The sequence below is a fragment of the Aliidiomarina quisquiliarum genome, assembly GCF_023922585.1.
In the GTDB taxonomy this organism is placed as follows: Bacteria; Pseudomonadota; Gammaproteobacteria; order Enterobacterales; family Alteromonadaceae; genus Aliidiomarina; species Aliidiomarina quisquiliarum.
Genome location: NZ_JAMFTN010000028.1, coordinates 19,626 through 43,078, shown reverse-complemented (window position 1 = coordinate 43,078; position 23,453 = coordinate 19,626). Strand labels below are relative to the sequence as shown.

At 47.5% G+C, this 23,453-nt stretch carries 28 protein-coding genes; 16 read left to right on the top strand and 12 right to left on the bottom strand.

Translation table 11 applies throughout. From position 1 onward, the window contains the following. Positions 1–49: 49 nt before the first annotated feature. From lexA to M1L23_RS12215, 6 genes are all read left to right on the top strand, one after another. Positions 50–670, top strand: a complete 621-nt coding sequence (lexA, locus tag M1L23_RS12240) for a transcriptional repressor LexA (RefSeq protein ID WP_252627723.1) — start codon at positions 50–52, stop codon at positions 668–670. Further along, positions 667–1,092 (top strand): hypothetical protein, encoded by a 426-nt coding sequence (locus tag M1L23_RS12235; RefSeq protein WP_252627722.1) that lies wholly within the window; start codon positions 667–669, stop codon positions 1,090–1,092. Before lexA ends, M1L23_RS12235 begins: the two co-directional genes overlap by 4 nt. Positions 1,093–1,433: 341 nt before the next feature. Continuing rightward, entirely contained in the window at positions 1,434–2,546 is a 1,113-nt protein-coding gene (gene coxB, locus M1L23_RS12230; RefSeq protein ID WP_252627755.1) for a cytochrome c oxidase subunit II, read from the top strand. 12 nt (positions 2,547–2,558) lie between these two features. Next, positions 2,559–4,154: a cytochrome c oxidase subunit I gene (ctaD, locus tag M1L23_RS12225; protein WP_252627721.1), complete on the top strand. Its 1,596-nt coding sequence runs from the start codon at positions 2,559–2,561 to the stop codon at positions 4,152–4,154. After that, complete coding sequence (locus M1L23_RS12220) at positions 4,155–4,727, top strand: cytochrome c oxidase assembly protein (protein WP_252627720.1); 573 nt, start codon at positions 4,155–4,157, stop codon at positions 4,725–4,727. It abuts the gene before it with no gap. Between the two features lie 15 nt (positions 4,728–4,742). Beyond that, positions 4,743–5,621 (top strand): cytochrome c oxidase subunit 3, encoded by an 879-nt coding sequence (locus tag M1L23_RS12215; RefSeq protein ID WP_252627719.1) that lies wholly within the window; start codon positions 4,743–4,745, stop codon positions 5,619–5,621. Positions 5,622–5,675: 54 nt separating this feature from the next. On the opposite strand, the gene M1L23_RS12210 is transcribed toward M1L23_RS12215, so the two are convergent. Then, positions 5,676–5,894: a DUF2909 domain-containing protein gene (locus M1L23_RS12210; RefSeq protein ID WP_338021847.1), complete on the bottom strand. Its 219-nt coding sequence runs from the start codon at positions 5,892–5,894 to the stop codon at positions 5,676–5,678. Between the two features lie 21 nt (positions 5,895–5,915). On the opposite strand from M1L23_RS12210, the gene M1L23_RS12205 reads away from it, so the two are divergent. The 5 genes from M1L23_RS12205 to M1L23_RS12185 are packed head-to-tail and all read left to right on the top strand — an operon-like array spanning position 5,916 to position 9,854. Next, positions 5,916–6,665, top strand: coding sequence for an SURF1 family protein (locus tag M1L23_RS12205; protein WP_252627718.1), 750 nt, complete (start codon positions 5,916–5,918; stop codon positions 6,663–6,665). 20 nt (positions 6,666–6,685) lie between these two features. Beyond that, positions 6,686–7,249 (top strand): hypothetical protein, encoded by a 564-nt coding sequence (locus M1L23_RS12200; RefSeq protein WP_252627717.1) that lies wholly within the window; start codon positions 6,686–6,688, stop codon positions 7,247–7,249. A gap of 22 nt (positions 7,250–7,271) precedes the next feature. Then, entirely contained in the window at positions 7,272–8,342 is a 1,071-nt protein-coding gene (locus tag M1L23_RS12195) for a COX15/CtaA family protein (RefSeq protein ID WP_252627716.1), read from the top strand. Next, positions 8,335–9,222, top strand: coding sequence for a heme o synthase (gene cyoE, locus M1L23_RS12190; RefSeq protein WP_252627715.1), 888 nt, complete (start codon positions 8,335–8,337; stop codon positions 9,220–9,222). Before M1L23_RS12195 ends, cyoE begins: the two co-directional genes overlap by 8 nt. Before the next feature lie 2 nt (positions 9,223–9,224). Further along, entirely contained in the window at positions 9,225–9,854 is a 630-nt protein-coding gene (locus M1L23_RS12185; protein ID WP_252627714.1) for an SCO family protein, read from the top strand. A gap of 2 nt (positions 9,855–9,856) precedes the next feature. Here M1L23_RS12185 and M1L23_RS12180 read toward each other — a convergent pair whose 3' ends face one another. Continuing rightward, complete coding sequence (locus M1L23_RS12180) at positions 9,857–11,197, bottom strand: MATE family efflux transporter (protein ID WP_252627713.1); 1,341 nt, start codon at positions 11,195–11,197, stop codon at positions 9,857–9,859. Between M1L23_RS12180 and M1L23_RS12175 the strand changes: the two genes are divergently transcribed. Next, positions 11,196–12,272, top strand: coding sequence for a polysaccharide deacetylase family protein (locus M1L23_RS12175; protein WP_252627712.1), 1,077 nt, complete (start codon positions 11,196–11,198; stop codon positions 12,270–12,272). The two genes, M1L23_RS12180 and M1L23_RS12175, sit on opposite strands and share 2 nt — an antisense overlap. A 54-nt stretch (positions 12,273–12,326) precedes the next feature. Here the strand turns inward: M1L23_RS12175 and nfuA are convergent, their stop codons facing one another. Continuing rightward, the gene (gene nfuA / locus M1L23_RS12170; RefSeq protein ID WP_252627711.1) at positions 12,327–12,905 is read right to left on the bottom strand and encodes a Fe-S biogenesis protein NfuA; all 579 of its coding nucleotides are present in this window, start codon (positions 12,903–12,905) and stop codon (positions 12,327–12,329) included. A gap of 169 nt (positions 12,906–13,074) precedes the next feature. On the opposite strand from nfuA, the gene M1L23_RS12165 reads away from it, so the two are divergent. Continuing rightward, positions 13,075–15,726, top strand: a complete 2,652-nt coding sequence (locus M1L23_RS12165; RefSeq protein WP_252627710.1) for a M14 family zinc carboxypeptidase — start codon at positions 13,075–13,077, stop codon at positions 15,724–15,726. Here the strand turns inward: M1L23_RS12165 and M1L23_RS12160 are convergent. Continuing rightward, the gene (locus M1L23_RS12160; protein WP_252627709.1) at positions 15,723–16,415 is read right to left on the bottom strand and encodes a ComF family protein; all 693 of its coding nucleotides are present in this window, start codon (positions 16,413–16,415) and stop codon (positions 15,723–15,725) included. The two genes, M1L23_RS12165 and M1L23_RS12160, sit on opposite strands and share 4 nt — an antisense overlap. Positions 16,416–16,474: 59 nt before the next feature. Between M1L23_RS12160 and bioH the strand changes: the two genes are divergently transcribed. After that, positions 16,475–17,251 (top strand): pimeloyl-ACP methyl ester esterase BioH, encoded by a 777-nt coding sequence (gene bioH / locus M1L23_RS12155; RefSeq protein WP_252627708.1) that lies wholly within the window; start codon positions 16,475–16,477, stop codon positions 17,249–17,251. Here the strand turns inward: bioH and mutM are convergent. Next, complete coding sequence (gene mutM / locus M1L23_RS12150) at positions 17,248–18,057, bottom strand: bifunctional DNA-formamidopyrimidine glycosylase/DNA-(apurinic or apyrimidinic site) lyase (protein ID WP_252627707.1); 810 nt, start codon at positions 18,055–18,057, stop codon at positions 17,248–17,250. The two genes, bioH and mutM, sit on opposite strands and share 4 nt — an antisense overlap. Before the next feature lie 21 nt (positions 18,058–18,078). Beyond that, positions 18,079–18,579 carry a hypothetical protein gene (locus M1L23_RS12145; RefSeq protein ID WP_252627706.1) on the bottom strand — a complete coding sequence of 167 codons (501 nt, stop codon included), beginning with the start codon at positions 18,577–18,579 and terminating at the stop codon, positions 18,079–18,081. 96 nt (positions 18,580–18,675) lie between these two features. On the opposite strand from M1L23_RS12145, the gene M1L23_RS12140 reads away from it, so the two are divergent. Then, positions 18,676–19,314, top strand: coding sequence for a 2OG-Fe(II) oxygenase (locus M1L23_RS12140; protein ID WP_252627705.1), 639 nt, complete (start codon positions 18,676–18,678; stop codon positions 19,312–19,314). A gap of 18 nt (positions 19,315–19,332) precedes the next feature. Here the strand turns inward: M1L23_RS12140 and M1L23_RS12135 are convergent, their stop codons facing one another. The 6 genes from M1L23_RS12135 to coaBC form a co-directional block, all read right to left on the bottom strand. Continuing rightward, complete coding sequence (locus tag M1L23_RS12135) at positions 19,333–19,701, bottom strand: hypothetical protein (RefSeq protein WP_252627704.1); 369 nt, start codon at positions 19,699–19,701, stop codon at positions 19,333–19,335. 43 nt (positions 19,702–19,744) lie between these two features. Beyond that, the gene (gene rpmG, locus M1L23_RS12130) at positions 19,745–19,900 is read right to left on the bottom strand and encodes a 50S ribosomal protein L33 (RefSeq protein ID WP_252627703.1); all 156 of its coding nucleotides are present in this window, start codon (positions 19,898–19,900) and stop codon (positions 19,745–19,747) included. A gap of 26 nt (positions 19,901–19,926) precedes the next feature. Further along, positions 19,927–20,163, bottom strand: a complete 237-nt coding sequence (gene rpmB, locus M1L23_RS12125; RefSeq protein WP_252627702.1) for a 50S ribosomal protein L28 — start codon at positions 20,161–20,163, stop codon at positions 19,927–19,929. 158 nt (positions 20,164–20,321) lie between these two features. Then, positions 20,322–20,915 (bottom strand): nucleoid occlusion factor SlmA, encoded by a 594-nt coding sequence (gene slmA, locus M1L23_RS12120; protein ID WP_252627701.1) that lies wholly within the window; start codon positions 20,913–20,915, stop codon positions 20,322–20,324. 58 nt (positions 20,916–20,973) lie between these two features. Then, a complete protein-coding gene (gene dut / locus M1L23_RS12115) occupies positions 20,974–21,432 on the bottom strand; it encodes a dUTP diphosphatase (RefSeq protein WP_252627700.1) in 459 nt (152 codons plus the stop codon). Continuing rightward, the gene (gene coaBC, locus M1L23_RS12110) at positions 21,425–22,717 is read right to left on the bottom strand and encodes a bifunctional phosphopantothenoylcysteine decarboxylase/phosphopantothenate--cysteine ligase CoaBC (RefSeq protein ID WP_252627699.1); all 1,293 of its coding nucleotides are present in this window, start codon (positions 22,715–22,717) and stop codon (positions 21,425–21,427) included. The genes dut and coaBC overlap by 8 nt, the downstream gene beginning before the upstream one ends. A gap of 59 nt (positions 22,718–22,776) precedes the next feature. Here coaBC and radC point away from each other — a divergent pair, with 59 nt between their 5' ends. After that, positions 22,777–23,451: a RadC family protein gene (radC, locus tag M1L23_RS12105; protein WP_252627698.1), complete on the top strand. Its 675-nt coding sequence runs from the start codon at positions 22,777–22,779 to the stop codon at positions 23,449–23,451. Positions 23,452–23,453: the final 2 nt, after the last annotated feature.

Here is a 23,453-nt window from a genome sequence, read left to right as displayed (position 1 = left end):
TAATTACTGTATATACTGACAGCATACTGTACAGATAAACAGGTGACCTATGCGACCATTAACACCAAGACAAAGTGAAGTTTTAGAACTTGTTCGGGCCCATATTGAAGCTACCGGCATGCCACCAACTCGTGCTGAAATTGCTCATCAGCTAGGCTTCCGCTCACCGAATGCCGCTGAAGAGCATTTAAAAGCCCTAGCCAAAAAAGGTGCTATCGAAATGGCACCTGGCACGTCTCGCGGAATTCGTATACTCCATGAAGAAAGCCTGCTGGAGTTTGAAGGGCTGCCTCTTATTGGCCGAGTAGCCGCCGGCGAACCCATTCTTGCGCAAGAGCATGTGGAAGCCCATTACCAGGTTGACCAAAACATGTTTAGCCCCCATGCCGACTTTTTACTGCGGGTGTCGGGCATGAGCATGAAAGACATAGGCATTCTCGACGGTGACCTTTTAGCCGTACATAAAACACAAGAGGTGCGCAATGGCCAAGTTGTTGTTGCGCGCGTTGAAGACGAAGTAACAGTAAAGCGTTTTGAGCGCAAAGGCAGTGTGGTTCTGCTACACCCAGAAAATGAAGAGTTTGCAATTATTCGGGTCGACTTAGCACATCAACCGCTCAGTATTGAAGGCTTAGCTGTAGGCGTTATCCGTAATGGAGGTTTACAATGAAACATTCCGTGTTAAATAAGCGTTTAGGCCACCCAGGGCTATGGGGCCATGAGTCTGTTGAAGCCAAAAAAGCTACCATACCTGAGTTAAATACCGACCAACTTTGGGCCACCGTTAGTAGTATGCGCCACCAAGATAACCAGTGGGTTACTTTGATAGGCCGACCTTCTGCCGACTTTCTAACCCAGCTGGCTAGTGCAGGCATAAATAAAGAACGCATTCGCTGCATTACGCCAAGTTCAACTGAAACAGCCGTTTGGGCAACTGAACAAGCATTACTGTTAAATAACAGTCAGCTGGTTATTGCTTGGCTAGGCCACTGCAGCCCGCGTGAAGAAAAGCGCCTGCAGCTGGTGTCGCGCAACAGTAAGAGCGTTAACTTTCTCTTCACTAGTCCACTACAGAACCCCCCACTCCACTAACCCTTTGTAGGGTGCTTTTCGGGGCTGTTATTCAACAGCCCCTTTTTTATTTATATTTTTGGTGCTACGTTGAGCTGAGCTTTAATTAAGCAAGTGCTTTTTGTGGTTACCTAAATTGAGAAAGCAATTTGCTAAATCTAAAAACATGGCTATTTTTACTAAACAGTTACAAGTTACCACAAAGGGTTAAGTAAGAGCTTCGATTTCAGGGGAAAGCCGTTCCTGTTCTTACTGGCCTCTTTGTTCTTTTCATCATGTATGCCATCCCCGTGGCGTATTTAGATGGCAAGAATAAGAGGAGAAGTCGAGTGAAAATAAAAACAAAAAGCCTATTATGGGCTTTGGCTGCTGCTTTAAATGCACCCAATGTATTAGCAAGTAATGAACTACGCCTAAATATGCCGCCAGGCATAAGCGACATGAGCCAAAAGGTTTATGACTTACACATGCTGGTGTTTTATATATGCGTGGTTATAGCGGTGGGCGTATTTAGCGTCATGCTGGTGTCGATTATTCGGCACCGCAAGTCGAATGGCCGTAAACCAGCTACCTTCCATGAAAATATAAAAATAGAAATTATTTGGACCATTATTCCCTTCATTATTTTAATAGCTATGGCAGTGCCTGCCACTATTACACTGCTAGAGCTTGATAATACCGACGATTCCGAACTCAGTATTGTAGTAACAGGGTCGCAATGGCGCTGGCACTATAACTACCTTGATTACGACGTGCAGTTTCAAAGTATTTTAGCTACGCCAAATGAACAGATATACGGCCGCTTACCAAAAAGCGAAAACTACCTACATGAGGTAGATCGCCCTTTGGTATTACCCACTAACACCAAAGTACGTTTTTTAATTACCTCGGAAGACGTGATTCATTCTTGGTGGGTGCCTGAATTTGCCATTAAGCGGGACGCCAACCCCGGCTATATCAATGAGTCGTGGACCAATATAAAAGAGCCCGGTATTTACCGCGGTTTTTGTGCCGAGTTATGTGGCCAAGGCCACGCGTTTATGCCCATTGTGGTAATAGCCAAAGAGCCTGCCGACTTTGAAGCCTGGGTGCACTCGGAAGAGCAACGCCTAGCCGCCGAAGCCGAACAAGAACAAAAGTTATTGGCTATGGAAATGTCGAAAGACGAGCTAATGGACCTCGGCCGTAACATTTATCTTTCTCAGTGTGCTGCTTGCCATCAACCAAACGGGCAGGGCATACCTGGTGTATTCCCAAAATTAGCCGGCGAAGGTATGGCCGTTGGCGATAAAACAGCACATATAAATATTGTCGTGAATGGTTCGTCTGGAACGGCTATGCAAGCATTCAGAAGCTCTCTAAGCATGAGTGAATTGGCCGCGGTAATTACCTACGAGCGTAATGCCTGGGGCAATAACACTGGCGACTTAGTGCAAGCGGCAGACATTTTCAATTTCATTCAGGGCGAAGAATAAGGGGACTGGTTTATGAGTACTGTAGTTGCCGAAAATAATGACGCCCACGCAGGGCATCACCATAGCAAGCCAACGGGCATTAAACGCTGGCTATTCACCACCAACCATAAAGACATAGGCACATTATATTTATGGTTTAGCTTTTTCATGTTTATGTTGGGTGGCAGTTTTGCCCTTGTTATACGCATGGAGCTGTTTCAGCCCGGCATGCAAATTATAGAGCCGCACTTTTTCAACCAAATGACCACTATGCACGGGGTTATTATGGTGTTTGGTGCGGTAATGCCGGCCTTTGTTGGGCTAGCCAACTGGATGTTACCAATGATGATTGGCGCTCCTGACATGGCCTTACCACGTATGAACAACTGGAGCTTTTGGATTCTACCCTTTGCATTTTTAATCATGTTGTCGTCGATGTTTATGCCCGGCGGTGGGCCTGCCTTCGGTTGGACCTTCTACGCACCACTTTCAACTAGCTATAGCACCGACTCAACTGCGTTATTCGTGTTTTCTATGCATATTATGGGTATGTCGTCGATTATGGGTGCCATTAACGTTATTGTCACCGTGGTCAATATGCGGGCGCCAGGTATGGGTTTTATGAAAATGCCCATGTTCGCTTGGACTTGGTTAATTACTGCATTTCTACTGATTGCGGTTATGCCGGTACTGGCAGGCGTTGTCACTATGGTGCTAACCGATAAATTCTTCGGCACGAGTTTCTTTAGCGCTGCTGGCGGCGGCGACCCCGTGTTGTTTCAACACTTATTTTGGTTCTTTGGCCACCCTGAAGTTTACATTATGATTTTACCTTCCTTCGGTATTATCTCTGCAATTATTCCAGCTTTTGCGCGTAAACCTTTGTTTGGTTACTCATCGATGGTGTACGCCACCGCTTCGATTGCAGGCTTGTCGTTCTTAGTATGGGCCCACCACATGTTCACCACCGGCATGCCAACCTTTGCCCTGCTGTTCTTTATGTACATGACCATGCTTATTGCAGTTCCCACTGGGGTGAAAATATTTAACTGGGTTACCACCATGTGGCGAGGCTCGATGACCTTTGAAACTCCTATGTTATTCGCCATTGCTTTCGTGGTGCTGTTTACCATTGGTGGCCTGTCGGGAATTATGTTGGGCGTAACCCCCGTTGACTATCAATACCATGACACTTACTTCGTTATTGCTCACTTTCATTACGTATTGGTAACCGGCGCAGTATTTTCAATTATGGCCGCGGCCTACTATTGGATACCTAAATGGTCGGGCGTAATGTACGACGAAAAGCTTGGCAAATTGCACTTCTGGTGTTCGCTGGTATCGGTCAATATTTTGTTCTTTCCTATGCACTTTGTTGGCTTAGCCGGTATGCCACGGCGCTACCCCGACTATGCCCTGCAATTTGCCGATTTAAACGCCATTATTAGTGTAGGTGGCTTTTTATTCGGTTTCTCACAACTTATTTTCTTAGTGGTTATGGTGAAGTGCGCTATGAAGAAAGGCGAGCCGGCACCGGCGAAACCCTGGGAAGGCGCCGAAGGTTTAGAGTGGACAGTACCTTCACCAGCCCCATACCACACCTTTGACACACCACCTGAGGTGAAATAAATGACCAACCGGCAACAGCAAAACCAAGACAATGCGGGCGTTATCACAAAGCTTCTGGCGGCAGTGGTTATTATGTTTGCCTTTGGCTTTGCGTTAGTGCCTTTATATGAAAAGTTCTGCGAACTTACCGGCTTTAACGGCCGTACAGAAAATATAGCCGCCATGACCATTGATGGCATGGTGGTTGACACTTCGCGCACCGTTACGGTTGAATTTACCACCCGCACCGACCGCGGAGCACCTTGGTCGTTTCGGCCTGAAACGCGGTCAATAACCATGCATCCCGGTGAGTTAAAGCAGGTTAACTTTATTGTTGAAAACCATACTAATCAAAATCGTATGGCGCAGGCTTTACCGTCGGTTTCGCCAGGCGAGGCGTCGTTGTATTTAAACAAAACCGAGTGCTTTTGTTTTGAACAACAACCCTTGGCCGCCAAAGAAACAGCCGTTATGCCCATGCGCTTTTATTTAGATCCAGACTTACCAACAAGCATTCATCGGCTGACTTTGTCGTATGTCATGTTCGACATTACTAATCAGGTAAAGGACGTGGCAACCACCGCGGCCCGTTAGCATGAGGGGAATACAATGAGTACTGAACCTACCAAATATTATGTGCCAGATCAGAGCGTTTGGCCTATTGTCGGCGCCCTTGCCTTAGGCTTGATGGCCTTTGGTGCAGCCCACTTTACTATTGAAGCGTCGAAGCAAGAAGCTGGTTTTGGCCATTATGTGCTTGGAGCAGGCATTTTCGTTTTGTTTATTATGCTGGTAGGCTGGTTTCGTGACCAAATTCGCGAGTCGCGCGCTGGCATGCATAACTTGCAATTAAACCGGTCTTACAAGTACGGCATGTTGTGGTTTATTTTTTCTGAAGTAATGTTCTTTGGTGCTTTTTTTGGTGCTTTATTTTATGCCCGCATGATTGCAGTGCCTTGGTTAGGTGGCGCCAGCAATAACGCCATGACAGCACAATTATTGTGGCCACACTTTGAAGCAATTTGGCCACTTACCCTAACCCCCGGTGGCACTGAAACCCAAGCAATGGGCTGGTTTGGTTTGCCACTGTTGAACACCATGCTGCTAGTTACTTCGTCTATTACTTTACACTTTGCCCATATTGCCTTAGAAGCGGGCAACCGCAGTAAACTTAAACTATGGTTAGTGCTAACTGTGGCCTTAGGGGTTACGTTTTTATTTTTTCAAGGTTACGAATATGTGCACGCATATCGCGACCTGGGCTTAACCTTAGCTTCGGGTGTGTATGGCAACACCTTCTTTTTACTTACCGGTTTTCATGGTGTGCACGTTACGTTAGGCGCACTAATGCTATTTATTATGACCTTACGGGTGTTTGCCGGGCATTTCGACAAAGACAATCAATTCGCCTTTATGGGATCGGTTTGGTATTGGCACTTTGTTGACGTGGTTTGGGTGTGCCTGTTTGTATTTGTGTATGTTTTATAGCGAAAAGCCGCCGTTTTAACACGGCGGCTTTAGGCCCACTGGCCGTTGTATTAACTAATAAGGACGTGGGTTTGGCTCTATCACCCCCGAGCTTAAGGCCACAATAACAAGTATTAACACCACCGCCGAAAACAATACTCGGCGACCAATATAGTGGGTCATGGAAGGGGCATTTGGATCATTTCGTAAGCCTGCAAATAAAGCTCGAAATAGATTCACAATGACATACAGCAAGAGTGCAACAAGTAGCACTTTTAAAATAATAGTTAGCACGGCTCGTCCTTAAAGGTAGTTATGACAACATTTAGCGTCGGTTCAAATAAATTTAGGCTTAACCCGTTTGCCTTGTTAGTTACTTTGCTCGCGATTGCGCTGATGATCAAGCTTGGATTTTGGCAACTAAGTCGTGGCGCTGAAAAACAAGCAATTATGGATCAACATATAAGCGCTACCAGTGTAGGAACCTTACCCTTACAAGACGAGCAACTGCTGGAATTGGTTAAAAGCCCGCAGCAAACCGTAACTTGGCAGGGCCAGCTACATCCGCGCCATTATTTTTTAATTGAAAATAAAATTCATGAAGGCCAAGTTGGCTATGAGGTTATTGCCCTTGCCACCCTACCTGCTAGCCATAAATATGTGCCGGTAAATTTAGGTTGGGTACCGGCAGCCGCAGAGCGCACTACTTTACCCAAGGTAACCTTGCCTGAGCAGCCACTGCAGCTGGCTGGGCATGTTTACATTCCCGAGCAACCCTTTCTATTAAGCGCCCAACAGCCCGAGTTGGTTTGGCCGGTGCGCTTGTTATACCCCGAGCTAAGACTACTAACCGAGTTAAGCGGCTACGCACTTACACCTTTTATTGTGCGCCTAAACGATAATGCCGAATTTGGCTATATTCGCGACTGGCCCATAGTGGTAATGAAGCCTGAAAAGCATTATGCCTATGCCTTACAGTGGTTTGGGCTGGCTTTTGCTGCCTTGGTAGTATTTTTGTTCGCTAGTTGTAAACGACCTCGTTTGAAAAACTTTGCAAAACAATAAAAATTAAAGGAAGTATATTTATGTCGTCAACCAAACCAAAAAGCCGCAGTCGGCGTACGCTTCTTATTGTCGCCGGTGTTTTTGTTCTGCCATTAATTGCTGCAAAGTTAGTTCTTACGCTGCACTGGTACGACGCTGGAGTAACCAACAAAGGCCATTTGCTCGACCCTCCCATTAGTATTTCTGCTATTGATAACGCCCAATTACCCGACACCTGGCGAATTGGCATACTTGTGCCTGAGTTTTGCGCTGCCGCCTGCGAGCATGGCTTATATGTAATAAATCAGTCGTACCACGCGCTTGGCCGTTTGCAAGAGCGCGTAAGTGCTATTGGCATTCAAGCAAACACGGAACCTGTAGCCAATGCCCACCTGCCGGCTCAATCAACCCTGCACCTGATATTTTTACCTAATGCCTATCAGCACCTAGCCGAACTTCCTGCCGGTAGTATTTTCATTATGGACCCGGTAGGTAATGTCATGCTTTGGTACGAAGGTAGCGATGAGCGCGAACAAATGATTATGCAAGCACGCGACTTGTTGGCTGATTTGAAAAAAATGCTTAAATTGTCGCGCGTGGGTTAAGGCTAACGGAGGTAAATATTACATGGTGAAATTACTTCGTGTTGCCATAGTGCTGGTTTTGATTGTGATTATGCTTGGCGCATATACTCGGTTAACCGACGCAGGGCTTGGTTGCCCCGACTGGCCTGGCTGTTATGGCTTTATTAAACCGCCTCTTTCCGAACAAAGCATGGCTAGCGCTTCGCAAGCATTTCCTCATGCCACTATTGACCATGGCAAGGCTTGGAACGAGATGATTCACCGCTATGCGGCTGGCACCCTGGGCCTACTGGTGTTTGCCATTGTTACTATCGCTATTCGGCGGCGGTTAACTGCTCCTATAAACACTGCACCCGCTGCGTTTAAGTTGCCCTTAGTATTAGGGGCACTTATTATTTTACAGGCGGCACTTGGCATGTGGACCGTAACCATGATGCTGCAGCCAGCTATTGTTATGGGCCATTTACTCGGCGGTTTTGCTACTTTTGCGCTGCTGTTGTTGCTGTACTTAAAAGAAGCACACTGGTTACCACCGCAGGCCGACGCTAACCTTGCTAAGCTATTGCCGCTAGCGGTTTTGGTACTGGCTTTACTGGTGCTACAAATTGCTTTAGGTGGTTGGGTAGCTGCTAACTATGCCGCTTTAGCTTGCACCGACTTACCCATTTGCCAAGGTAACTGGCTTGAGCGTATTGAATTAGCCGGAGCCTTTAGCTTAAGCGACGCAGCCACGTATGAATTTGGTACTCATTCCTATAACGAACGACTAACTATTCATGTGTTCCATCGCTTTGGGGCTATCGCTTTATTAATCGCCATGTCAGTACTTATTACAAGGCTTTGGCGGCAGGCTACAAGCCACTGGTTTAAAACTATTACTGCGCTACTCAGCCTATTACTGGTGGTACAAATTACCCTTGGCATTCTGAACGTACTACTTAGTTTGCCTTTACCCGTGGCTGTTGCCCACAACACCATTGGTGCCCTACTGCTGGCAACCATGGTGGCCCTTACCTATGCTTTAACACACTACTTTAGAAATTTTGGCGCAATACAAAACGGTTTAAGCAGCACTGTTGCTGATAAAGACACCAAGGAGTTGCATAATGGCTAAATCAATAGCACTCACCCACCGCGCAACCTGGCGCGATTACCTAGAGCTAACCAAACCCCGGGTAGTGGCATTACTTTTACTTACCGCCGTGGTTGGCATGTGCTTAGCCACACCAACCTGGGTGCCATGGGACATTTTCATTCCTGCCCTAGTTGGTATTGGATTAATGTCGGGCTCGGCAGCAGCTATTAATCATTTAGTCGACCGCCATATTGACGCCCGCATGGCACGCACCCTACGCCGCCCTTTGCCTAGTGGCACGTTAACACCACAAAAAGTGCTTACCTTTACTGTGCTAATTGGTGTGCTGGGCTTCATTATTTTAGACGTGTTTGTAAATCGGCTAACGGCCCTACTTACCTTGGCTAGCCTAGTGGGCTATGCCTTTATTTATACTATGTATTTAAAACGCGCCACGCCGCAAAATATTGTTATTGGTGGTTTAGCCGGTGCAGCACCACCGTTACTAGGCTGGACAGCGGTTACCGGCGAATTACATTCGTACCCACTGTTACTAGTTATGATTGTGTTTGCTTGGACCCCACCGCATTTTTGGGCTTTGGCGGTACATCGCGCTAAAGACTACGAGCGGGCTGAAATTCCTATGCTGCCTGTAACCCACGGGGTTGAATTTACTAAAACCTGCATTTTGCTTTATACCGTGCTGCTTTCTGCTATTTGCATGCTGCCTTATTTAGTAGGCATGAGTGGTATACTTTATTTACTTGGCGTAACGGCATTAAACGGTGGGTTTCTTTACTATGCATTGAAACTAAAGTACCGGCCCAATAAATTCACCGCCTACAATATGTTTAAGTACTCTATTTGGCACTTAATGCTGTTGTTTATTCTTCTACTTGTTGATCACTATAGGTTTTAACTATGAGAATTGTGTATGTGTTGGGATTAATTGCTGTTGCTGTACTCGGCGCGACATTTTTTAGCTTTACTCGCCAAAGCCCACCTAGTTTAGAAGCCGCACGTATTTACGATACACCCAGACCATTAGCTGAATTTAGTTTAGAAAGTACCACTGGTGAAATGGCTACGCCCGCTTCATTAAAAGGCCAATGGACCTTTTTGTTTACCGGCTATACCTACTGCCCTGACATTTGCCCAACCACCATGGCGGCCTTAAAAGGCCATTGGGACGAATTAACCTCGGTAAGTGACTTACCAATTAAAGTGTGGATGATTTCTGTTGATCCAAAGCGCGATTCGCTAGCTCAGCTTGCACCCTACGTTGGGTTTTTTGGCGAAGACTTTATCGGCATTCGTGGCGAACACCCACAGCTTTACCCTTTTGTGACTAGCATTGGCATGATGTATTCAGTGCCTGAAGAGCATGAAACCAATTACGAAGTAGCCCATAGTGCGGCCATTGTGTTAGTAAACCCTGAAGGCCGCCAGCACGCTATTTTTCAGCCTATTAGCCGGCCTGGCCAATACACTACTATTAACCCCAAATTTATGGTTAGCGACTTTAAGAAAATAGTACAAGCGTACCGCTAAGCTTAACTGTCAGCTGTGTTGAAACTAAGTAAGCGATAGCGTTTCAACACCCACGCCTGGGCCACACCGCGGCCAACCATAAAACACGATAATGCTAACCAAAGACCATGGTTACCCCAGTCTTTGGTTAGCCACCACACTGGTAAATACACTCCGAAAGCGGCTATTGCCATGGTATTACGCATGGCCCTACGGGCAGACAAACCAATAAATACCCCGTCGAATAAATAACTCCAGTGGGCTAGCAATGGCAGCACAATAACCCAAGGTAAAAATTCCACGGCGGTGGCCACCACGTCGGGAATATCGGTAATTAGGTGTATAATATGCACGCCAAACAAAGCGAAAACTGTCGCGTAAGCCATAGCAAATAGCCCCGACCAGAATAAACACACTCGCAACCATACCCGCGCCGACTGTTCGTTGCCCTGCCCTTTGGCTTCGCCAATTAACGCCTCGGCGGAATAGGCTACGCCGTCGAGGCCTAACGAAATAAGGGTTAAAAACTGCAGTAACACCGCATTAGCTGCAACAAATATTTGCCCTTGATAGCTTGCCCAAGCGGTCATCATGGCCATACATGCATGGAGCAAAACTGAGCGCACGAAAATGTCACGATTCAAACTAAACATGGCTTGTAACCGTGCAGCACTTGCCTTTGGTAACATGCGCCAGCGCAATTGCAAGTGCTTACTAACGAAGTATAAACCCAACAACGCCGACACCCATTCCGCTACAACAGTGGCAATTGCGGCACCGGTTACATTCATATCAAGGCCAATAATTAAAATAATATCGCCAACCACATTCACGGCGTTGGTGGTAATAACCAAGACCATGGCGTGCTTTGCTTTTTGTATGCCTAGTAGAACACCCAGCATCACTAAGGTGAGCATGGCGGCGGGGGCACCAAAAAACCGAATTTGAATATAACGCTCGGTTAAATGCCGCAACTCGCCCTTGGCATCTACAAGCTGCCAAACAAGCTGCAACAGCAGGGGGCTAAATATCAGCACCAACACGCCAAGCAGCAACGCAAACAAGGTGGCATCGAAAAATATTTGCCGCTGGGCGGCCTTGTCATTGGCACCAAAGGCTTGCGCTATTAGCCCGGTTGTTGACATGCGTAAAAAAACTGCTAATAAATACACAAAGCTAACCGCCATTGCTCCTAGAGCAACAGCACTTAAGTAGATAGCTTCGGGTAAATGCCCTATGATGGCGGTATCGACGAGCCCTAATAACGGGGCTGCAATGTTCGAAATAACCATAGGCAACGCAATAGCAAACATAGTTTTGTGCTGCGCTTTCGTGCCAAAGGTTGCCTGTTGAGAGGTATTCATGCGTTTAGTAAAAGCCTTGTGGTTGTCATTGGTCGCTAGTTTTATGCTGCTAGCATTGTCTACAGCGGCAGAAGCAACACCACCTTCTGTTACTTTTTTAATGTACCACCACGTTAGCGAAACTACACCGCCTGTTACTAGTGTGTCGCCCGACGTATTGCGCGAACATTTAACTTACCTACGCGACAATAATTTTAATGTTATTGGCATTCAGCAAGCCTTAGCTGGTGTTCGGGGCGAAACTGAGCTACCCGACAAAGCCATTGTTATTAGCTTTGATGACGCTTATCAAAATATTTTTACCGCTGGGCGGCCCATATTAAAAGAATTTAATATGCCTTGGGCTTTGTTTGTAACCACCGACCCCATTGGCGACACGCCCGGCCAATATATGAGCTGGGAGCAGCTGCAAACTTTACATAATGAAGGTGTAGTAATTGCCAACCATTCTTCCGACCATGCCCACATGCCCCGCCGCCTTGAAGGCGAAAGCGAGCAGCAGTGGCTTAAGCGTATACGAGAAAACATTTTAAATGCTCAGCAGCAGCTGGAAAGCCGCATAGGCATTACCAATAAGTTATTTGCTTATCCTTATGGCGAATACAACAATGCCTTAAAGAACCTTGTGGCTGAACTTGGCTTTACCGCTTTTGGTCAACACTCTGGCGGCGTTGGCCCTACTACCGACTTTCAAGCCATACCCCGTTTTGCCGCAGCTGGTATATACGCAAACTTGCGCACGCTGGGCACGAAAATGGCGGCGCTTAGCTTTACCACTCACGAGGTTCATTACCAAGACACCCTATTAGCGCACACCACTACACGCCCTAGCCTTGAAGTAGAGCTCGACACCAGCGACTTTTACACCAGCCAGCTGCAGTGCTTTATTAGTGGTAAATTACATAGCCCGGTGTGGGTGGCAAACAATCGCTTTCGTGTTGTAGCTGAACACGACTTACCTATAGGGCGCTCGCGCTACAACTGTACCGCACCCAGTAAAGCGAAACGAGGTCGCTTTTATTGGTTTTCAATGCAATGGATTCGCCAAGATGAACAAGGAAACTGGCCCGACTAATTGCCGGGCCATAGTTGAATAATGCTGTAGCCTTGGGGCTATGCAGGTGCAGAATTAATAGTACGAGTGTTCGCCTGGCGCATGTTCGGTAGCATCGCGCACACCGTGTAGTTCGCCAGGGAAAGCAGCAATTAACTGCTTTTCAATTCCTTCTTGCAAGGTTACGTCAACCATAGCGCAGCCGTTACAACCACCACCAAACTGTAAAACAGCAATACCGTCTGGGGTAATTTCGGTGACAACTACTTGGCCTCCATGGCTAGCAAGCATTGGGTTAATTTGGCCTTGAATAAGATAGTCGACACGCTCAATTAATGGTGCGTCGTCGGCTACTTTTGGCGCTTTTGCATTGGGCGCTTTTAATGTAAGCTGCGAACCTAAGTCTTGCTCTACATAGTCAATTTCTGCCTCTTCTAAAAAAGGCGCGCTATGTTCGTCAACCACAGCGTCGAAGCCCGTAAAAGGTAAAATAATGTCGTCGCTTTCCATCGACGACGGCGGGCAGTAAGAAACCCCGCACTCGGCGTTCGCTTGTCCAGGGTTAACTACGAAGACACGAATTTTTGTGCCTTCTTCCTGCTGCTTCAGGAGCTCGCTAAAATGCTTTTGAGCACTGTCTGAAATACGAATCATCGTGCAACCACCTTCTTGGTTAACTTTCTACTAAAAAAGACGTCGGCAATACCCGACTAAATCACTATGGTTTATTCTATCGCAAACTATGGGCGTTGCATAGTGATTCAGTAGCTCAGCGCAATCGTATTTGTTAACTTGTTTTCACTTACATTAGAGGAAGTTTCACATGCAAAAATGGTTCAAGCGCATCGGCGCCTCTGTCGTTATGCTTACGTTTGCTTTGACTGCTCACGCCTATGACGGTGGTACAGACATTGACAATGTAACGCTCGACTATTATTTACCGAAGAATGTTACCTACAACCCTAGCGTACCAAAGCCAGCCGACATACTTGGTTATGAAGTTGGTCAATGGCACGTTCGCCCCGACCAGCTAGTGCGTTACTTTGAAGTGCTGGCCGAACTTTCCGACCGTGTTACCTTAGAAGTAATTGGGCATACTCACGAGCAGCGCCCGTTAATAATTGCAAAAATTAGCGCGGCGAAAAACAAAGACCGCCTAGAAGACATGCGTGAAGCCCACATGGCCGTGTCCGACCCAAGCCAAAACGTAAATGCCAAGGCCGCACCTTTGGTTGTTTATGCTGGTTTTAGTGTACATGGCGACGAATCATCTGGTTCCAACGCCGCGCTATTAACAGCCTATTATTTAGCGGCTGCCCAGGGCGACGAAATTGACGCTTGGCTCGACAACAGCGTGATTATTCTCGACCCTTCGTTTAACCCCGACGGCCTAGGTCGTTTTTCTCAGTGGGCCAACCAGTTCCGTAGTATTACGCAAGGCACTGACACCCAAGATCAAGAGCACAACCAGTCTTGGTTACGTGGCCGCCAAAACCATTATTGGTTCGACTTAAATCGCGACTGGTTGCTATTACAGCACCCAGAGTCGCGCGCACGTATTGCGGTGTACCAAGACTGGTTACCGAACGTATTAACTGACCACCATGAAATGGGTAGCGACTCCACCTATTTCTTCCAGCCGGGAATTCCTTCGCGAAAAAACCCCGACACGCCAGAAGAAAACGTAACCTTTACTGCCAAATTGGCTGAATACCACGCTGATGCCCTCGACGACATTAATAGCTTGTACTACACCGAAGAGTCGTTCGACGACTTCTACTACGGTAAAGGCTCAAGTTATCCAGACGCCCAAGGCACTATAGGCATTTTGTTCGAGCAAGCGTCGAGCCGTGGCCATGTGCAAGACACCGTAAATGGTGTTATTACGTTTCCATTTACTATTCGGAATCAATTCGTAACCTCGCTTTCAACGGTTCGTGGTGCCTATGAGCTGCGCGAGGGCCTGCTCGACTTTCAGCAACGCTTCTTTAAAGAAAACTTAAAGTTAGCAAAAGCTGAGCGCCACGACGGCTTTATGTTACGTACCGATAACGACAATGCGCGCATGGTGGAATTACTGAACATTTTGCGTCAGCACCGCATAAACGCCTACCCGGTAACCGAAACCTTTAAGCACGACGGCATTACCTATGAAGCAGGCGAAGCATATTACGTGCCTGTGGTGCAACGTAACTACCGCTTGCTCAAAGGTGCTTTTAGTACTCGCCAAGACTTCCCCGACAATACCTTTTACGACGTGTCGGCCTGGACCTTGCCCATGGCATTTAACGTGGAGTTTGAAGAAGTACGTACCAGCCGCCGCTTTAAATTTAGCGACACCGCTTGGGCAGGCGCCCCTGCATTTGCTGCCAACGAATTAGCCGACACTCGCGTTGGCTATATGTTTAGCTGGGAGTCGTACTTTGCTCCACGCTTGCTAACCCAGTTACAGCAACAAGGTATTCACACCCGCTTAGCGGTTGAGCCAGTAACCATTAATACCCCAACAGGTACTGTTGCTTACGAGCGAGGTGCCGTTATTGTTAGTCGTGCCTACCAAAGCAAGCCGTGGGCCGAAGTGAAAGTAGCTTTACAACAGCTAGCCGATAGCAATGAAATTAAGGTTGCCACTTTAGCGGGTGGATTAACCCCTACTACAGGCATGGACATTGGTAGCCGCAGTATTGACCCAGCACCTACCCCAAGCGTAATGATGCTCGTGGGTCATGGGGTTAACACCCAAGAAGCTGGTGAAGCCTGGTACTACCTTGATCGCCATGTAAACCTACCGGTAAGTAAAGTGGAAATTGACCGTTTAGGCCGCGCCGACCTAACCCGTTATACCCACATTATTTTAGTTAACGGTAGCTATAGCACCATGACTGAAGCCAATCGTGCCAAGCTTGAAGCTTGGGTACGTAAGGGTGGCACACTTATTGGTCAAAAAGGTGGTGCGGTATGGATGAGCAAAAATAAACTCCTTAGTGCTAAAGCTGTTGAGCAGAGTGTATTCGACGAGCAGTTCCCTACTAACACGCTTAGCTATGGTGATCGTAGTGATCATTTTGCCCAAAAACGTATTGCTGGAGCAATTTTTAACGCGCAGCTTGATTTAAGTCACCCACTTACGGTTGGCTTTCCGCGCAATGAATTGCCCGTGTTCAAAAATAGCACCATTGCTTTCGACGTTAACGAAGCACCTTTTGTCGACGTTGCCCGCTATGCCGAGCAGCCGGTACTCGCGGGCTTTACTTCAGCAGGAAACCGTACTGTACTTGGTGGCAAAACTGCTATTGTGGCGCACCGCCTAGGTGCTGGCCGAGTAGTTGGCTTTGCCGATAACTTAAACTTCCGTGCTTTTTTCTGGGGCACCTCGAAGTTATTAAGTAATGCTATTTACTGGTCGCAGTATACCGCTGGCACAGCTGCCGACGAAGCAGTTGAAGAAGAAGACGAAGCTGCGCACAGCCATTAATAGCGCTCTTTGTTGAGCATGGGCGGCGGCGTGTAAGCTAAAGTCCATGCATCTACAATAATGCCCGCTCGGGGCAATATCGACGCAATAGCCCCGAGTGTGGCCCCTGTGGTTAAAACATCATCAATTAAGGCAATGCGTGTTCCGCGCGGTAACTTGCCTACCTGCCTAAAGCTTTCATTCAGTACTTGCCGCCGCGCCTTTGCCCCGAGCTTGTGCGCTTTTATATTTTGCTTTGTTCGCACCACCCCATACCAAACTGGAATTCCCAATAATTCAGACACGGCTTCAGCTAGCAATTGCGCTTGGTTATAGCCCCGTGCGGCCCATGCCTTTTTAGTCATAGGTACAGGTAGTAAATAATTCGGTAGCTTTAATTGTTGTTGACGGTAGTGCTGTACCGCTTGGGCGCATATTAAGGTGGCCATGGCATTGGCTTCACCCGAGCGACCACGAAACTTAAATGCCGCCAGCCAGTAGCGCACTTCAGCCATATACCACAGTGACGCTAGAATAAGTCGAACGCCTTTTGGCGCTTGAGCCATGTGTACAGTTAGATCAACGGGTGGGCAGCGAGGTAAGTCGTTAAAACATACGCGGCATAAACCCAGTGCGCTTGCTTGGCCATAATGACACAAGGGACACATTCGAGTTAAAGTAGAAATGTTTTTGCCCAAGCTACTGAACATGGTTACCATGCATTCTAAAGGTGTTTCAGTAGTTATAGTTAGCCGGGAGCAACATAACAATGCATATAATCGATAGCGTACATGGCAAGGGTGCGTCTTGGGTGTTTCTACACGGTTGGAGCATGCATCGCGCTATTTGGCAGCCACTGCTAAAAACATTAAGTCCGTCAATACGTATTCGGGCCGTCGACTTACCCGGTTTTGGTGACAGTAGTTGGCACCCCGACTATGTTGATTTTGAAACGGCCGTAAGCGCCTTAGAAGACCATTTGTTGGCTCACGAGCCTGGCCCCATAAACCTATTAGGCTGGTCGATGGGCGGGTTGTATGCCATTGCCTTAGCGGCACGAGGTAACTTGAACATTCAACGTGTGGCCCTTATTGCTAGCACGCCTAAATTTGCTCAGGCACCGCATTGGCCAGGTATTCAAGAGTCGGTATTAGCCATGTTTCAAAAACAGCTACGACGCGACTTTGCTGCCACCATTGAGCGCTTCTTAGCAGTGCAAGCCATGGGTAGTCCTCATATCATCCGCGATATTCGTCTTATGCAAGAATTACTAGCACAGGGTGCCGAGCCTCACCCTGAAGCACTGGTAACGGGGCTAAATTGGCTGCAAGAGCTCGACTTGCGTACACAGTTTGAAGCTTTAACATGCCCTACGCTGCGCCTTTATGGTCGTCGCGACAGCTTAGTGCCAATGAAGCAGGCCAGCCTATTGAATAAAACCATCGACCATGTGGAAATATTTGAAGACAGCGCCCATACGCCATTTTTAAATGAGCCAGAGCGCTTTTGCCAAACCTTAATTCAGTTTAGCGAACGTTCGGTTTAGGTTTGGCATGCTTTACAAAACACCGTGCTGCGCTGGCCTAGCCGTATTTCGCTAAGCACCCGCTGACAGCGTGGGCACGCTTTACCACCCTGGCCATAAACCGCCAGCTCTTGGGCAAAATAACCGGGCTGGCCATCAGCGCGGCTGAAGTCTTTTAACGTAGTACCGCCCTGTTTAATAGCTTGGGCAAGAACCGTACGAATTGCTTCGGTAAGCACACGATAGCGCGCCTTGCTAATACGCCCTGCAGCACGGCGAGGATCGATACCGCTCATAAACAGCGCTTCATTGGCGTAAATATTGCCAACACCAACCACAATATAATTGTCCATAATAAAGGTTTTTACGGCTGCTTTTTTTCCTCGTGATTGAGCAAACAAATGATCGTCGTTGAAGTCTGCTGAAAGCGGCTCTGGCCCAAGGCGCGCCAACTGGCTCAACGGCTTGTCTGGCGTTTGCCAAAGCACGCAGCCAAACCGGCGCGGGTCATTTAGCCGTAAACTTTGCCCGGCGCTGGTTATTAATTCCACATGATCATGCTTTGCTAATGGACTGCCTGCGGGCAATACGCGTAAATTACCCGACATACCTAAATGAACTACTAGCGTGCCTGGGTCACTTTCTATCAGCAGGTACTTAGCACGACGTTTCACTGCGCGAACCGTTTGTCCGACAATATCCTGTGCTTCCGTTGGCACCATCCAGCGAAGTTTAGGCTGATAAACCTTTAATTCAGCCACCTGCTGGTTTTCTAAATAGGGTTGAATACCTAACCGACTAACTTCTACTTCGGGTAATTCTGGCACCGTTATACTCCACCAACTACGTTAAAAGCTCTGCGCTTCTAGCGCAGCATGGTCGCCCACCACACGAAATACTTGGTCGGCGCCAGGCAAAGCCACAAATGCTTCACCGTTATAAAAAAACACTCCTACCTTCCAACTTTCTGCTTCGTCGGCAAAAGTAAGCTCAACCTGATATTCTCGCCCAGCTAACAATTGCTCTGATGGCTCTAGGCTAAGTTCCTGCCACGCCTGTAGCCAGCGCGCTTGGGCGTTAGCCGCAAGTGTGTTGCCTGCCCGCTGCTCCCAATTATTCGCCACGCGCACTAAGCTTACTTTATGGTCGGAAATAGCTACCAAGGTGCGCTCTGCAAAAGGCTGCCAACGACTTGCCGAAGCAACTTTGCCGCTATCATGGCCAAGAAAATAGAACACAAACATAACAATCAGTACCACGTAAATAAGTACGTTGTTCCAGCCCCGTTTACTTAAGGTAAAGCCCAGCACCGTTCGGTAATCACTTTCTTGTCTACGCTTATTTTTCATATATATATGGTCTACAACCGTTTAAAATGATACTCAGCACTACATTTAATGCTTATAGTAAGAGTTCGTTACATTGCCTAAGGAGTTAACATACTTGTGTTCCGCTCATGTTTGAATGATTCAATTGATTTCATGTGCGACGCACTTGCTCAACAAGGATATGCCATCATACCCGACTTTCTTGAACAAGCAGAAGCTAGCCTACTTTATAACTATGCGCAAAGTTTGCCATCTAGCCAATGGCACTTAGCCGGAATCGGCCGTGAGCAAAAGCATACGGTTAATACTCTTGTGCGGAGCGACAAAATTCATTGGTTAAGCACGCAACAACCCCTTGAAGCCATGTGGCTTGAACACATGGAACAACTTCGCGTGGCACTTAACCGCCGCTTGTTCCTGGGCTTATTCGACTACGAGTGCCACCTAGCCCGCTATGAACCGGGAAGTCGCTACCAGAAGCATTTAGACGCCTTTAAAGGCCGCGGCAATCGCGTGTTGTCTACCGTTTGTTACCTTAACCCTGACTGGACCAACGCGCATGGTGGTGAGTTAATTATTTATGGCGACCAGCAACAAGTGTTGGAATGCATATTACCTAAGCAATCAACTTTGGTAGTATTTTTAAGTGATGTGTTTGTGCATGAAGTAAAAGAAGCTCACCGCACCCGTTACAGTATTACTGGTTGGTTTCGCCATAATGGTAGCGACGCAGGCCGCGTAGACCCTTCGGCTTAAAGCATGCCTGCCAGCGAGTTATTTTTTAGCTCGTAAACGGTTAACTAAAACAACAGCCCAAACCCCATAATAAAACATTAAACATAGCACCAACAGGGTTAAAGCGGCCAAGGAAGCGCCCATAGATAAACGTATGCCAACAGCGTCTAGCAATAAAATAATTACATTCAGCAGCATTGAAGCAAATAAAAACAGGCTGAGCCTTGGTGAACGTACGGCAGCACCCGTGGCTACGCCTGAAGCAAGCAGCACCAGTAAAATATGGTAGCCATGCTGATAAATACCGTTGCCACTAACTAGCTGCCAGAAAAAAGGCGGTAGGTACGAAAGCATTACTAAAATATAGAAGGCGCGTAGGCGTTGGTGGGGTAGAAAGAGTGAATACATGGTATGCACAGGGATAAAAAACCCGGCCGCAGCCGGGTTTTTATTACTTCATTCTTGCTTCTGTGAAAAGCACATGCTTACGAACGACTGGATCATATTTCTTGATCTCAAACTTTTCAGGCATGTTACGTTTGTTTTTATCTGTGGTGTAGAAATATCCTGTACCAGCAGAAGAAATCAGACGAATTTTATCGCGCATCGTTGTTCTCCTTTTTTATAGCCGGATTAAACCCGGATACCTTTGGCACGCAAGTCGGCAAGAACAGTATCAATACCGTTTTTGTCGATAATACGCATACCTTTGGTTGAAATACGCAATTTCACCCAACGCTTCTCGCTTTCTACCCAGAAACGGTGTGATTGCAGATTTGGCAGGAACCGACGGCGGGTCGCATTTCTTGCGTGTGAACGGTTGTTACCAACCATTGGCCGCTTTCCTGTTACTTCACATACTCGAGACATTATCTTTTACTCCGAAATTGCTTGCAGCTCGCCTGATAGCCTTTATGGCTTTGCCCTAAATTCGAGGGCGCAATTTATACAAAAATATCGCTGCAAAAGCAAGCGATTTCTGAAATTTAGCTGATCTTTCGCTTGGCTCATGTCGAGCTTTCGCCAAATTATGATCCTAAAAGCTGCCGTTCTATCAACGCCCATTGTGTTTCAAACTGGGCGCTGGGCTTGGTTTTAAAACCAGATCGAACGAATTGTAGCAGCTTTCCTTCTGCATATGCCATAACAACATTTGTTAAAACACCTTCATCTGTCGCAAATTCTGCGCCTTCACGTAAACGGCGTTCGCGCAGCACTTGCTTCATCTGACTGTCAAGTTTATCAAATAACATCACAATGCGCAGCCTTAAACGATCATGTTCGCCCATTAAAGCGTCACCGGTTAGAACTCGGCTCATACCTGGGCTTTGCTCAACCAAGCGAAATAAAATTAAAATCATTTCTCGTACGCGGCTCATGGTGTTTTTTTCTTGCTCTAGCATACGGTTAATCGAGCCTAACAATATGTCTTCGATTAAATTAATCAGGTCATCAAACATTTTAGCCTTCGACGGGAAGTGTCTGTACAACGCTGCTTCTGAAACGCCCACTTCTGCTGCTAACTTAGCTGTGGTAATAGGCTTGCCAATACTTGTTTCAAGCATGTGCGCAAGCGTGCCAAGAATTTCTTCCTTGCGATTTGTTTTCCGTGCCGTAGTCATAAGTGTATGGTTCCTGTAATCAATCTAATCAATAAACATAACCTGCGGGCTGGCTTGCTTAATGCCGGCCCGAGTGACCAAAGCCACCTTCGCCACGGTCGCTTGCGGTAAAGTCGCTAACAATATTAAAGTCGACCCGCACCACGGGTAAAATAACCATTTGCGCAATGCGCTCGCCTGGCTCAATGCTAAAGGTAGTGTTGCCACGGTTCCACACCGAAACCATGAGTTCACCTTGGTAATCGGAATCAATTAAACCCACTAAGTTACCAAGCACAATACCATGTTTATGGCCTAAGCCGGAACGCGGCAAAATAGTAGCGGCTAAGTTTGCATCACCAATATGAATGGCGATACCAGTACCAATCAACTCAGTTTGGCCTGGCTCTAGGGTAACGGTTTGCGACAAACAAGCGCGTAAGTCCATTCCTGCCGAGCCTTCGGTGGCATAGGCTGGTAAGGGGAAGTCTTTACCTACTCGCGGATCTAATATTTTTACATCAATACTTTTACTCATAATTTTTTTGTTCTCTAATGAGTTGAATTAAATCGTTGGCTAAAGACGCCTTACTACGTTGCGAGAACGCTTTGCGGCCAACCTCTGCTTCACCAGATTCATTTACCTTGCCTGTTGCGCGCCAAAATACCTCTACGGCGTTGTCGTCGCTATTAAAGCCTAAACCGGCTTGGCTCACGTCGTTGGCTACAATCATATCAATGCCTTTGCGGTTTAGTTTCGCTATTGCATAGTCTGCAACGTGCTGGGTTTCAGCAGCAAAGCCAACGGTAAAAGGTGCATTTTCTTGCTCTGCCACCCAAGCTAAAATATCTGGGTTTTTCATTAACGTAAGCGTTACTGTGTCGGCGTCGGTGGTTTTCTTTATTTTTTGCGTCTCCACATCGGCAGCACGAAAGTCTGCAACCGCAGCACAGGCGATAAATAGCGTGCAAGCGCTTAAGGTACTGGCTACTGCCGCTTGCATATCAAGCGCACTTTCCACGTCTATACGTTCTACCCCTGCTGGCGTAGGTAACGAAACGGGTCCAGCAATAAGGGTAACCTTTGCGCCGGCTAAAACAGCCGCTGCGGCAAGCGCAAAGCCCATTTTGCCGCTACTATGGTTGGTAATATAACGAACCGGGTCTAAGGCTTCTCGAGTTGGGCCAGCCGTAATTACCACATGCTCACCATGCATAGTCGCGCCCACGGTTTGCTTTGTTGCCTCTGCTGGTACTGTGGAAATAGCTGTGGTGGTGCTAAAGAAGCCTTCTATGTGTTGCAAAATTTCCGCCGGCTCTAACATGCGCCCTGCCCCTACTTCGCCACAAGCTTGCGAGCCTTCACCAGGCCCCCAGATTAATTTACCGTCGCCTTTTAGCAGTTCCACATTACGTTGCACTGCTGGGGCTGCCCACATCAGTCGGTTCATAGCCGGCACTACGGCAATGGACGCGTCGGTGGCAAGGCATAAGGTAGAAAATAAATCGTCGGCAAAACCATGGGCTAAGCGTGCAATAGCACTGGCGGTGGCTGGAGCCACAACAATTAAATCGGCCCAGCGGGCTAATTCAATATGCCCCATGGCTGCTTCAGCTACGGGATCAAGTAAGTCGTCGTGCACTGGGTGGCCCGACACAGCTTGTAACGTAAGTGGCGTAATAAAGGCTTTAGCGCCTTTGGTCATAACCACACGCACGGTTACTTGATGTTCGCTCAAGCGGCGAACCAGTTCTGGTGTTTTGTACGCGGCGATACCGCCGGTAACAATCAGCAATAGATTACGGTTTTTAAGCGCTAGCATAGTTGTTCTTTACGAGGTGAACCCTTACGTTAGATTAACACGGACGAACTAAACTNATCATGCACATTCGTGAATGGCCGGTGGCCGAAAGACCACGTGAAAAGCTTGCTGCTCATGGCTCAGCGTCGTTAAGCGACGCTGAATTACTAGCAGTTTTATTTGGTACTGGCACTGCCGGCCAAGACGTCATGACTTGGGCGCGAAGCCTTCTGCAACAGGCTGGCGGTTTAGCCGAGCTGTTGGCCATGCCGTCAACCCAATTACAAAAACTGCATGGGGTAGGCGTTGCGCGCTGTATGCAGTTACAAGTTATTCTAGAACTGTCGCAGCGCTATCTGGCTAGCACTTTAAAACTTGGTGCGGGTTTTACCAACCCACAGCTAGTACGCGATTATTTGGCTACCAAACTACGGCACCAAACCCGCGAGGTGTTTGCCCTTTTGCTGCTCGACAACCAACATCGTTTGCTGCATTACGAAGAGCTTTTTTACGGCACTATTAACGCGGCACCCGTATACCCTCGGGAAATTGTTAAATTAGTGCTCGACAAAAACGCCGCTGCCATCATTCTGGCGCATAATCATCCTAGTGGCGTGGCCGAGCCTAGCCAAGCCGACAGGCGCGTAACAGAGCGCATTCAGGAGGCTTTAAAGACCATAGATGTGGCGGTACTAGACCATTTTGTAATTGGCGCTGGGGAAACCGTGTCGTTTGCTGAACGAGGCTTGCTGTAATA

Coding starts and splice junctions, on each gene's coding strand:
- M1L23_RS12135 (WP_252627704.1), bottom strand. CDS start 19,701: ATGTATTCACTCTTTCTACCCCACCAACGCCTACGCGCCTTCTATATT.
- M1L23_RS12145 (WP_252627706.1), bottom strand. CDS start 18,579: ATGAAAAATAAGCGTAGACAAGAAAGTGATTACCGAACGGTGCTGGGC.
- bioH (WP_252627708.1), top strand. CDS start 16,475: ATGCATATAATCGATAGCGTACATGGCAAGGGTGCGTCTTGGGTGTTT.
- M1L23_RS12175 (WP_252627712.1), top strand. CDS start 11,196: ATGCGTTTAGTAAAAGCCTTGTGGTTGTCATTGGTCGCTAGTTTTATG.
- M1L23_RS12220 (WP_252627720.1), top strand. CDS start 4,155: ATGACCAACCGGCAACAGCAAAACCAAGACAATGCGGGCGTTATCACA.
- ctaD (WP_252627721.1), top strand. CDS start 2,559: ATGAGTACTGTAGTTGCCGAAAATAATGACGCCCACGCAGGGCATCAC.
- M1L23_RS12180 (WP_252627713.1), bottom strand. CDS start 11,197: ATGAATACCTCTCAACAGGCAACCTTTGGCACGAAAGCGCAGCACAAA.
- coaBC (WP_252627699.1), bottom strand. CDS start 22,717: ATGCTAGCGCTTAAAAACCGTAATCTATTGCTGATTGTTACCGGCGGT.
- M1L23_RS12185 (WP_252627714.1), top strand. CDS start 9,225: ATGAGAATTGTGTATGTGTTGGGATTAATTGCTGTTGCTGTACTCGGC.
- M1L23_RS12195 (WP_252627716.1), top strand. CDS start 7,272: ATGGTGAAATTACTTCGTGTTGCCATAGTGCTGGTTTTGATTGTGATT.
- rpmG (WP_252627703.1), bottom strand. CDS start 19,900: ATGCGCGATAAAATTCGTCTGATTTCTTCTGCTGGTACAGGATATTTC.
- M1L23_RS12205 (WP_252627718.1), top strand. CDS start 5,916: ATGACAACATTTAGCGTCGGTTCAAATAAATTTAGGCTTAACCCGTTT.
- lexA (WP_252627723.1), top strand. CDS start 50: ATGCGACCATTAACACCAAGACAAAGTGAAGTTTTAGAACTTGTTCGG.
- M1L23_RS12165 (WP_252627710.1), top strand. CDS start 13,075: ATGCAAAAATGGTTCAAGCGCATCGGCGCCTCTGTCGTTATGCTTACG.
- dut (WP_252627700.1), bottom strand. CDS start 21,432: ATGAGTAAAAGTATTGATGTAAAAATATTAGATCCGCGAGTAGGTAAA.
- M1L23_RS12200 (WP_252627717.1), top strand. CDS start 6,686: ATGTCGTCAACCAAACCAAAAAGCCGCAGTCGGCGTACGCTTCTTATT.
- slmA (WP_252627701.1), bottom strand. CDS start 20,915: ATGACTACGGCACGGAAAACAAATCGCAAGGAAGAAATTCTTGGCACG.
- M1L23_RS12160 (WP_252627709.1), bottom strand. CDS start 16,415: ATGTTCAGTAGCTTGGGCAAAAACATTTCTACTTTAACTCGAATGTGT.
- M1L23_RS12235 (WP_252627722.1), top strand. CDS start 667: ATGAAACATTCCGTGTTAAATAAGCGTTTAGGCCACCCAGGGCTATGG.
- nfuA (WP_252627711.1), bottom strand. CDS start 12,905: ATGATTCGTATTTCAGACAGTGCTCAAAAGCATTTTAGCGAGCTCCTG.
- radC (WP_252627698.1), top strand. CDS start 22,777: ATGCACATTCGTGAATGGCCGGTGGCCGAAAGACCACGTGAAAAGCTT.
- M1L23_RS12215 (WP_252627719.1), top strand. CDS start 4,743: ATGAGTACTGAACCTACCAAATATTATGTGCCAGATCAGAGCGTTTGG.
- cyoE (WP_252627715.1), top strand. CDS start 8,335: ATGGCTAAATCAATAGCACTCACCCACCGCGCAACCTGGCGCGATTAC.
- rpmB (WP_252627702.1), bottom strand. CDS start 20,163: ATGTCTCGAGTATGTGAAGTAACAGGAAAGCGGCCAATGGTTGGTAAC.